This is a genomic window from Microbacterium sp. CPCC 204701, from assembly GCF_004010105.1.
Classification (GTDB): domain Bacteria; phylum Actinomycetota; class Actinomycetes; order Actinomycetales; family Microbacteriaceae; genus Microbacterium.
On record NZ_RRYE01000120.1, the window covers coordinates 1 to 7988 of the forward strand.

Sequence of the window (7988 nt, forward strand, 5' to 3'; positions counted from 1 at the left end):
CGGCGGGGGCTGAGGCATCCGTCTCGCCGCTCGCGTACGGGCTCGGCGGGGGCGGCGGATTCAGCATGTCGCCGATCGGCACCACGACCCTCATGTCGAACGCCTTCGACGCGCGAGGCGCCACGATCTCGACCGGTTCGGCGCCGCCGAGGAACCTGGCCACCTCGTCGATCGGGCGGACGGTGGCAGACAGGCCGATGCGCTGCGCGGGTGCGGTGTCGGGCGCGTGCGAGCGTCGCAGTGCGTCGAGACGCTCGAGGCTCACCGCGAGGTGCGCGCCGCGCTTGGTCGCCGCCACCGCGTGGACCTCGTCGACGATGATCGTGTGTACGTCGCGCAGCGTCTCGCCCGCCTGGCTCGTGAGCATCAGGTAGAGCGATTCGGGGGTCGTGATGAGAATGTCGGGCGGATTCTGCGCGAGCTTGCGACGGTCGCCCGACGGGGTGTCGCCCGAGCGAACGCCCACCGTGACGTCGGGCACCGCGATGCCGAGGCGTCGTGCGGACTGCCCGATGCCGACGAGCGGCGAGCGGAGGTTGCGCTCGACGTCCACGCCCAGCGCCTTCAGCGGCGAGATGTAGAGCACGCGGGTCACGGGGGTCGAGTCTTCGCGGCGTCGCCGGCCCTTCGCGGTGCCGTCAGGGGTGACCGGCTTCTCGTGGAAGAGGCGGTCGATCGACCACAGGAACGCCGACAGCGTCTTGCCCGAGCCGGTGGGAGCGACCACGAGCGCGTGCTTTCCGGCCGAAATCGCGTCCCACGCTCCGATCTGGGCGCTCGTGGGCGCGGCGAACGCGCCGCGGAACCAGTCCTGCGTCGCAGGACCGAACCGCTCGAGGACGTCGCTCATCCCTCCATCTTGGTCGGGACCGGCGACACCGGGGAGGTCTTGACGATCAGCGCTCGGAGGGGATGACGATCCACAGCAGGATGTAGGCCCACAGCGACAGGCCGAAGAAGATGACCGCGATCACGGTGAGGATGCGCACCAGGGTGACGTTCCAGCCGAACCGTGCGGCGACCGCCGCGCAGACGCCGGCGATCCATCTGCCTCTCTGAGGTCTCACGAGTGCGTTCATGATCCCATCATCCGCCGCGCAGGGCGCCGGCGCAGGGGTGCTGACCCCCGGATCGGCGCGGGCGCAGGCCGCGGCATCCGTCGTCGTGGGAGACGGATGCCGCGGCCCGTTCCCGCGCGTTACAGCTGCGCCTCGGTGAGCGTGCCCGCGTGGTCGAGCTCGAGCACGAGGGCCACGCCGATGCGCTCGAGGAACGCGTCGTCGTGACTCACGATGAGCACCGCGCCGCGGTAGGCGGCGAGGGCACCGACCAGCTGGTCGACCGTGTCGAGGTCGAGGTTGTTGGTCGGCTCGTCGAACACCAGCAGCTGCGGCGGCGGATCGGCGAGCATCAGCCGCGCGAGCGCGACGCGGAACCGCTCACCGCCCGACAGCGTCGCCACCGGGCGCTGGACCGCGGCACCTCGGATGAGGAACCGCGCGAGCCGGTTGCGCAGCTCGACCGACCCGACGTTCGGCGCCTCCGCTGCGACGACCTCGAGCACCGACGCGGCGTCGTCGAGCCCGTCGACGCGCTGCGGCAGGTAGCCGACCCGGTCGGTGTGCAGGGCCGTGACGCAGCACCGCCCCGCCCGCAGCTTCGTGCCCGCGACACCCGTGATCTCGCGAGGGACCGGCGCCGAGGCATCCGTCGAGGCGGAGGTGTGACCCTGGGCGCCCAGAAGCTGCTCGAGAAGGGTCGTCTTGCCGGCGCCGTTCGGGCCGATCAGGGCGACCCGCTCGGGGCCCTGGATGATCCACGAGCGCTCGCCGTCGCCGATCGTCGCGATGCGGCGCGCCGCGGCGACCCCGGGATCGGGCAGGTCGATCCTGACGGTGTCGTCGTCGCGCACGCGGCGTTCGGCTGCATCCAGCGCCTCGCGGGCGGACGCCTCGCGATCGGCCTTCTCTCCGCGGAGCTTCCCGGCCGAGACCTGGGCCGCCATCTTCCGCCCTCCCGCGACGATCTTCGGCACGCGCTTCTCGAGCTGGGCCTTCCGGCCCATCGCGGCGCGGCGCGCGATCGTCGTCTCGGCCTCGATGCGCTGGCGCTTCTCGCGCCGCACCGCCTGCTTCGCGGCGCGCTCGGCGTCGCGCGCGGCGTTCTGCTCGGCATCCAGCCATGCGCGCCACTCCGAGTACGGGCCGCCGAACACCGACAGCTCGCTGTCGTACAGCTCGGCGGTGTCGTCCATCAGCTCGAGCACCGCCGTGTCGTGGCTGACCACGACGAGCGCGCCCCGCCACGAGCGCACCATGTCGTGCAGTCGCGCCCGGGCATCGCGGTCGAGGTTGTTGGTCGGCTCGTCGAGCAGAGCGATGGGCGCTGCGCGGAGACGGATGCCGGCGACCGCCGTGAGCACCGCCTCCCCGCCCGAGAGCTGACCCACGGTGCGGTCGAGCATGTCGGGCGCGAGACCGGCTTCGGCGAGGGCGGCATGGGCCCGGGCCTCGATGTCCCAGTCGGAGCCGACCGCATCGAAGTGACGCGGATCGGGGTCTCCCGACTCGATCGCGCGCAGCGCGCGCAGCGGCGCGCCGACGCCGAGCAGCTCGGCGACAGGCCGGTCCACGTCGAGCGTGAGCCGCTGCGGAAGGTACGCGGCCGGGCCCACGCGCCACGAGGCTCCGCTCGACCCGTCGGCGGCAAGTGGAGAGGCCCTGGCGGCGGAGCGCTGCGAGGACGCGGCATCGGTCGTCGCAGTGATCTGACCCGTCGACGGCGTGAGCTCGCCGGCGATGAGGCGCAGCAGCGTCGACTTGCCGGAGCCGTTGCGGCCGACGAGACCGGTGCGTCCGGTGCCGAACGAACCTGAGAGGTCGGAGAGTGCGACGGTGCCGTCGGGCCACGCGAACGAGACGTGGTCGAGGACGATCGCAGGGGTGAAGGTGTGTGCGGGCATGAGGCCTCCTGGTCAGTCGTGCGCTGACACCGGAGCCGCGATCACCCGGAAACACCCGACGAGGGGCTCAAGAACCGGGCCGGAACGGCCGATCGACGCCAGCGCGGAATCATGGAGCGCTGATGCGTCGAGGAACGACGGAGCAGCGCGATTACAGCGCGGTCGCGTCGATCAGCTTCAAGGGAGTTCCTCACCTCGGGGACAGAGGCCGACAGCCACCATAGCGGATGCCGCCGCCGGAGTCACTGGGGATCTCCTGAGTCACCCCGCGGTCTCGGCGAGCCCGTCCAGCTGTTTGTCGAGGAAGGTCACGACGTCGGCGAGCTCCTGCTCCGACACGCTGTGGGTCAGCCCCGGGTAGACACGCCCGCTGAGCTCGGCATGCTCGGGCAGCCACTGGGTCGTGTGCTCGACGAGGAACGACGGGATGACGTCGTCGTGGGTCCCGCGTCCCCAGAAGACGGGCGGGCGGCGCTGGGCGAGCTCGGCATCCCGCGGCAGTCCGCCGGGCGTGGCGTAGCCCGAGAGGTTCACCGCGAACAGGAATCGCTGCGGCTCGAGGCGCAGCGCCTGCAGCGCGACGGCGCCGCCCTGCGAGAACCCGAGGAGGCCGACCAGGCCGTCAGCGCCGGCAGCGGCATCCGTCCACGCGATCAGCCGGCGCGCGGCCGCCGTGACATGCGCCGGATCTTGGTTCTCGAGACCGTCGATGGCGTACCACGAGTACCCGGGCGCCGGGAATGGCGGGGCGAGCGGCGCCCGGACGGCCGCCACGACGAACTCGTCGGGAACGTGCGGCGCGAGAGCGAACAGATCGTGCTCGTCGGCCCCGTAGCCGTGGAGCAGGACCAGCAGCGGCCGGCCGGCTCGCTCGGCGGGCTCGGCCGACCACAGGACGACATCGGAATCGAGAGGGTCGTGCGCACTCACGCCTCCATCCTGCCCTGCGGCTCCGACGCCGTCGTCATTTCAGCCGACCTCGCACTCGCCGCCGGGATACGCCGGCGTGTGGACGTCGACGCAGGAGCCGCGCGGGTTCTCGGCGATCGCCGCGAGCAACGTGCCGACGACTGCTGGATGCGCGTCAGCGGCCGTGAGGCTCTGCGTTCATCTCGTCCTCCGATCCGAATGCGAGTCAGCGTGCTGACGCCGCCGCACTCGCGCAGACTGACGCGGGCGCAATCCGGGGCGAGGGGGTATACAGGAGGCATGTCCGTGCGCACCCCCGACCCCGAGCCGGCCGGCGACGAGCCGTTCGGCCCGCCGTCCGGGAACGTCTCGAACCCCGCCTGGCTCAGCGACATCGAGCTCGAAGAGGCGCGCCGGCGCCTGCCCATGCTGTACGTCGAGGGGATCCCGGTGCGCACCGACGGCATGGGGCAGGTCACCGAGGTCGGCATCCTGCTGCGCGCCACCCCGGTCGGCGAGATCTCCCGGACGATCGTGTCGGGCCGCGTCCGTTACGGCGAGACGGTGCGCGACGCGCTGTTCCGCCACCTCGAGAACGACCTGGGCCCGATGGCGTTCCCGATGCTGCCGCCGCAGCCGGTTCCCTTCACCGTCGCCGAGTACTTCCCGCTGCCGGGGGTGAGCGCGTTCAACGACGACCGGCAGCATGCGGTGTCGCTCGCCTTCGTGGTGCCCGTCACCGGGACGTGCGAGCCACGTCAGGACGCTCTTGAAGTGACGTGGCTGACACCCGCCGAAGCGGCATCCGACGCCCTCTCGGCCGAGATGGAAGGCGGCCGCGGCACGCTCATCCGCCTCGCGCTCGCGAGCGTCGGCGCGCTGCCCTGACCTCGATACGGCTCGTTCATCGCCTCCCCGATCCGGCGGAGATCCGGATGCCTCAGTACGATGCCTCGGCACGATGTCACGGCGCGGCAATAGGCTCGGACGGTGACCATCGAGCCGCTGCCGTTCCCGTCCGATGCCGCAGCGTGGGCCGACTTCGCCGCGGACCGCCCCGCCGGGCGGCTGGCCCGCGTCGAGGAGGTCGACGCCCGGCTGAGATCCGAGCCGGGCCTGACCACCCTCGAGCGCCTCGAGCTGTGGAACGACGCCGACATCGCGCTCCACGAGGCCCTCAGTGAGGCGTACGTGATGAGCGAGGCGCACCCCGACGCGTCGGTGCGCGCGATCGCCGAGGAGCAGGTGCAGGCGGTCGAGTCGCTCACGGCCTCGCGGCTGCTCGATCGCGAGCTGTGGCGTGCGTTCGCGGACGCCCCCGCGGACGGTCTCGACGCCGAAGAGGCGCGGCTGCTGGAGCATCTGCTGCGCGACTTCCGGCGAGGGGGCGTGGAACTGACGGATGCCGAGCGGGAGCGCGTGCGGTGGCTGGCCGATCGCGACACCGAGCTGTCGCTGGTGTTCTCGCGCAACATCCGTGAGGGGCGCCGCGAGGTGACGGTGCCGGCAGCCGGGCTCGCCGGGCTGCCGCAGGACTTCATCGACGCGCACCCGGCAGACGCGCGAGGTCTCGTGACGCTGTCGACGGACTACCCCGACCTGATGCCGGTGCGCGAGTATGCGACCGACCGCGCGACGCGCGTGGCCCTGGTGAGCGCGTACAACGACATGGCGTGGCCCGAGAACGAGCAGGTGCTCGCCGAGCTGCTCGACGTGCGGGCCGAGCGGGCCCGTCGGCTCGGCTACCCGGACTGGGCGCACTACGAGGCCGAGACCCGCATGATCGGGGGTGGCCCCGAGATCCCGGTGTTCCTCGCTCGCCTCGACGACGCATCTCGCAAGGCGGCCGAGGCCGAGTACCCGCTGCTGCTGGAGCGGCTGCGGCGCGACGTGCCCGACGCCGGCACCGTCACGATCGCGGACTACTGGCATCTGCTGAGCGTGCTGAAGGCGGAGCGCCACGACGTCGACCCGCAGCTCGTGCGCTCGTACTTCCCGTTCGACCGCGTGGTCGCAGGCGTGCTCGACGTCACCGGGCGCCTCCTCGACGTCGACTACGTGCCGGTCGACGTGCCGACGTGGCACGACGACGTGCGGTCGTACGACGTGATGCGCGACGGCCTCCGCATCGGCCGCATCCATCTCGACCTGCACCCGCGCGACGGCAAGTTCAGTCACGCGGCGTGCTTCCCGCTCGCGCCGGGGGTGCCCGGCCGCGTTCTCCCCGAGGCCGCGCTTCTGTGCAACTTCTCGCGCGGGCTGCTCGAGCACGACGAGGTCGTGACGTTCTTCCACGAGTTCGGGCATCTCGTGCACGAGATCCTGGGCGGCCGGCAGAGGTTCGCCCGCTTCTCGGGCGTGCAGGCCGAGTGGGACTTCGTCGAGGCGCCGAGCCAGCTCCTCGAGGAGTGGGCGTGGGACCCCGAGGTGCTGGCATCGTTCACCGCCGACGCCGACGGCGCGCCCATTCCGCCCGACCTCGTCGCGCGCATGCGCACGGCCGACGCGTTCGGGCGCGCCCTCGAGGTGCGCCGGCAGCTCGGCCACGCCAGCGTCTCGTACCACCTGCACGTCGACCGGCCCGCCGACCTGCAGGCCGAGACCGAGCGGCTGTACGCCTCGACGAGCCCGGTCCAGCCGCTGCCCGGCCTCCACCCCTACGCGGGATTCGGCCACCTCACCGGTTATGGCGCGTGCTACTACACGTACCAATGGAGCCTCGTCATCGCACGCGATCTGCTGAGCGGCTTCTCGAACGGGCTCATGGATCCGCAGGCCGCACGTCACTACCGCGTCGAAGTGCTCGAGCGGGGCGGGTCGCGCGACGCCAAGGACATGGTCGAGGCCTTCCTCGGGCGCCCGTCGTCGTTCGACGCGTACCGCCGCTGGCTCGGCGGCGAGTGAGGCGAATCGCCCCTCGTTTCACGGCGTTTCCGAGACATAGGCAGGCGAGGTATCCTTCGACCAATCCTGAAGCGCAGACATCCTGCGACGCACTCCCCCCCGGTGTCGTCAAGGCCGATGCCTTCCGCGGTCAGCACCGTCGGCCCCGCCCTCGGCGTGAAGCGCGGCATGGCGCCTTTCGCCCGCGCTCGCGGATCCCCCACCTCTCAGAGAGCGGAGACGCACATGTCCGACAACGGCGCACCGACCGACGGCACCCCCGATCCCCACCCGTTCGACAGCCTGATCGGCGACACGGCGACCACGTCTTTCGGTGCGGCGTTCGCGACGGCGTTCCGCGGCTACGACAAGGACGAGGTCGATGCCGCGATCGCAGGGCTCAACGCGCGCATCCGCGCCGCGAGCGACGAGCTCAGCCAGCTCAAGCAGCATCAGCGTCGCGCGGGCGCGGCGGTGGCCCAGAGCCGCGCGAAGGCGGAGCGTCTCGAAGCCGAGCTCGAGGCCGCCAAGACGAAGGGCGGCGGTGAGGTCGAGCAGTTGCGCTCACGGCTCGCCGAGCTCGAGACCCGTCACCGCAGCGAGATCGAGCAGCTCGAGGAGCAGTTCGCGGCCTCGCGCACGCAGGAGGTCGACGAACTCGACCGCCTGCGAGCAGAGCTGGCCGCGGCGGCCGCCAAGACCGCTCACGCCGAGCAGCAGGTCCAGGCACTCAGCGAGGAGCTTCTCGGCGCGTCGACCGAGTCGGCGAGCCGCCCGCAGTTCGAAGAGATCCTGCGCGTCGCGGAGGACCAGGCGAGCGTTCTCATCCGCAACGCGACTGTGCAGGGCGACCGTCTGCTCGAGGCCGCGCGCGAAGAGGTCGACAACCGCCGGCGGTCGGCGCAGGCCGAGGCCGAGGCCGTCATCTCGCAGGCCCAGCACGAGGCTCAGCAGGTGCGCCTGCGCGTCGACACCGAGCTGACGGCGCACCAGGCGCGCATCGAGCGCGAGGCGGCCCACGCCGCCGAGAAGGTGTCGCAGGCGGAGCGCGAGGCGGCGGCGATCCGGTCCGAGGCCGAGAAGGGTGCGGCGGCGCTGCGCTCGATGGTGGCGCGCGAGACCGCGCGGGACCGGTCCGAGGCCGAGGAGGCGGTGCGCGAGCTGCGCGTGCGCGCGCTCGAGTTCGAGGCATCCCTCAGCCGCCGTCAGGACGACGCGCACCAGGAGTTCCTGG

At 71.9% G+C, this 7988-nt stretch carries 7 protein-coding genes and 1 pseudogene; 4 read left to right on the forward strand and 4 right to left on the reverse strand.

What is annotated here, in order from left to right:
- The coding region (locus EIO58_RS09125) for a DEAD/DEAH box helicase (RefSeq protein ID WP_127819270.1) at positions 1-850 on the reverse strand (850 nt) is incomplete at its 3' end.
- A gap of 46 nt (positions 851-896) precedes the next feature.
- Positions 897-1067, reverse strand: a complete 171-nt coding sequence (locus EIO58_RS09130; RefSeq protein WP_342447972.1) for a PspC domain-containing protein — start codon at positions 1065-1067, stop codon at positions 897-899.
- Positions 1068-1077: 10 nt separating this feature from the next.
- On the opposite strand from EIO58_RS09130, the gene EIO58_RS18745 reads away from it, so the two are divergent.
- On the forward strand, positions 1078-1218 hold the full coding sequence (locus tag EIO58_RS18745; RefSeq protein ID WP_164861602.1) for a hypothetical protein: 141 nt from the start codon (positions 1078-1080) through the stop codon (positions 1216-1218).
- Here the strand turns inward: EIO58_RS18745 and EIO58_RS09135 are convergent.
- Complete coding sequence (locus EIO58_RS09135; RefSeq protein ID WP_127819272.1) at positions 1199-2962, reverse strand: ABC-F family ATP-binding cassette domain-containing protein; 1764 nt, start codon at positions 2960-2962, stop codon at positions 1199-1201. The genes EIO58_RS18745 and EIO58_RS09135 overlap by 20 nt on opposite strands.
- A 261-nt stretch (positions 2963-3223) precedes the next feature.
- Positions 3224-3892, reverse strand: coding sequence for an alpha/beta hydrolase (locus EIO58_RS09140; protein ID WP_127819273.1), 669 nt, complete (start codon positions 3890-3892; stop codon positions 3224-3226).
- Positions 3893-4171: 279 nt separating this feature from the next.
- Here EIO58_RS09140 and EIO58_RS09145 point away from each other — a divergent pair, with 279 nt between their 5' ends.
- The 3 genes and pseudogenes from EIO58_RS09145 to EIO58_RS09155 form a co-directional block, all read left to right on the forward strand.
- The gene (locus EIO58_RS09145) at positions 4172-4759 is read left to right on the forward strand and encodes an NUDIX hydrolase family protein (RefSeq protein WP_127819274.1); all 588 of its coding nucleotides are present in this window, start codon (positions 4172-4174) and stop codon (positions 4757-4759) included.
- Positions 4760-4861: 102 nt separating this feature from the next.
- Positions 4862-6775: a M3 family metallopeptidase gene (locus EIO58_RS09150; protein WP_127819275.1), complete on the forward strand. Its 1914-nt coding sequence runs from the start codon at positions 4862-4864 to the stop codon at positions 6773-6775.
- Positions 6776-7000: 225 nt separating this feature from the next.
- A pseudogene (locus EIO58_RS09155) lies at positions 7001-7988 on the forward strand (hypothetical protein); the annotation flags it as partial.

What these genes read in the sequence shown, in the direction of transcription:
- EIO58_RS18745 (WP_164861602.1), top strand. Translation starts at nt 1,078, where the DNA reads ATGATCCCATCATCCGCCGCGCAGGGCGCCGGCGCAGGGGTGCTGACC.
- EIO58_RS09135 (WP_127819272.1), bottom strand. Translation starts at nt 2,962, where the DNA reads ATGCCCGCACACACCTTCACCCCTGCGATCGTCCTCGACCACGTCTCG.
- EIO58_RS09145 (WP_127819274.1), top strand. Translation starts at nt 4,172, where the DNA reads ATGTCCGTGCGCACCCCCGACCCCGAGCCGGCCGGCGACGAGCCGTTC.